At 30.1% G+C, this 1,677-nt stretch carries 2 protein-coding genes; both read left to right on the forward strand.

What is annotated here, in order from left to right:
* On the forward strand, window positions 1-1,079 hold a 1,079-nt coding region (locus tag PSN35_RS07560; protein ID WP_300031669.1), incomplete at its 5' end, for a transposase.
* Entirely contained in the window at window positions 1,042-1,677 is a 636-nt protein-coding gene (locus tag PSN35_RS07565; protein ID WP_300031671.1) for a nucleotidyl transferase AbiEii/AbiGii toxin family protein, read from the forward strand. The genes PSN35_RS07560 and PSN35_RS07565, both read left to right, overlap by 38 nt.

The raw sequence follows: 1,677 nt of genomic DNA on the forward strand, positions 1-1,677 counted from the left end.
ACCACATGGCACGCAAACCAAGAATTAACAAACCTGGCTTTTATCACCTGATTAATCGTGGTGTTGAAAGAAGAAAAGTTTATATTGAAGATGATGACTATGTAAGGTTTTTAGAAATCTTAAATGAGGCGTCTGAGTTGTACGGTTTTTCAGTGTATTCATTTTGTTTGATGAGCAATCATTATCATTTGTTAATAGAGACTAATAGTGATAATTTATCGTTAATTATGAAACAGGTAAACTCAAAATATGGCATGTACTTTAATGGTAAATATAAGCGTGTTGGTCATTTGTGGCAGGGGCGGTTTAAGTCGCAATATGTGTATGATCATCAATATTTAGATACTTTGATTAAATACATTGAGTACAATCCGGTTAAAGCCAAGATAACGAGAAAAATTGGTGAATATTTATGGGCGATGAGTTCAAGTAATTTTGAATGTTTAATTTTGAATGTTAAGTTATTAAATTCTGAATTATTTGATTTTGAGTTATTGCGGCAAGTTAATTTTGATTTGGGTTTTAGCGATGATGATGAGAAGGTTATTTGTGAATTTGAAGAGACTAGGTTTGAAATAAAAGAAGATGACGTTGTTATTAAAAACAAAAAGTCATTCGACTGGTGTTTTGATAGCGTTGATAGAGAGATGGGTATTGTGCAAGCATTAAGGTCTGGATATACGCAAGTAGAGGTGGGTAATTATTTAGGTTTGTCTAATATTGCTATTTCTAAAATATATAAAACCTATAGAGGCAAAGAGGTGCTTTTTAATAAGTTAAAAGATTTGGGTGTGTTTTGGAGTTATAGTAAAGAGCTAAATTATCAACAATGTGGAAATGAGCTGTTTATTGAATATTTGTTGAAATATGGTGATTTTGACGATATTGTGCAAGGGTTTAAACTGTTTGGCAAGAGAATTATTAAAAGTGTATGGCAATCAACAGTGATTAGCAACAATCAGTTTGTTAGGCTAAATGTGATGCTGGCTAATGTGTTTTTTGATATGGATGTTGATGGTAGTTATTTTAAAAATATAGAAAATGAAAGATATAAAAAACTTAGAATGCTTGCTTCCTAATACGCAAGATTTGCTGTTGGAGCTTATTGATAATTGTGAATTTTTACACAAGTATGTTTTGTGTGGTGGCAGTGCATTGGCATTGTATTTGTGCCATAGAAAGAGTGAAGACTTAGATTTTTTTACCTATGGTGATAGTTTTGACTTACAGGAGATATTTAATTATTTAAATACTTTTGATAATGCACAAATTATAAATCAATCAAGTGAACAGGTGGATGCAATAGTAGATGGCGTTAAGTTAACTTTTTTTAATTCTAAATGGTTTTTTTTAAAGCCAAAAAAAGTAAAACAGTTTAATTTAAGCTCAATTGATAGCATTGCTGGAATGAAAGTTAATACACTTTTTTTGAGAGCCAAATATAGAGATTATTATGACTTGTACTGTTTAACAAAAGATAAAATGAGTTTAAAGGAAATTTTTAATAGTGGCCTTTCTATTATGCCCAATATAAGTTTTAAGCTTTTTGCCATGGCGTTGGTTTATGTTGAAGATATAGAAGATGATAATATTGAATATTTGGATCCTGTAGAAAGTATAGATAAAAATAGAATCGGTGTTTTCTTTAAAAACAAATTGAAAAGTTATAGTTTGTGA

The sequence above is a fragment of the Candidatus Thioglobus sp. genome (assembly GCF_028599055.1).
Classification (GTDB): domain Bacteria; phylum Pseudomonadota; class Gammaproteobacteria; order PS1; family Pseudothioglobaceae; genus Thioglobus_A.

What these genes read in the sequence shown, in the direction of transcription:
- PSN35_RS07565 (WP_300031671.1), top strand. Translation starts at nt 1,042, where the DNA reads ATGAAAGATATAAAAAACTTAGAATGCTTGCTTCCTAATACGCAAGAT.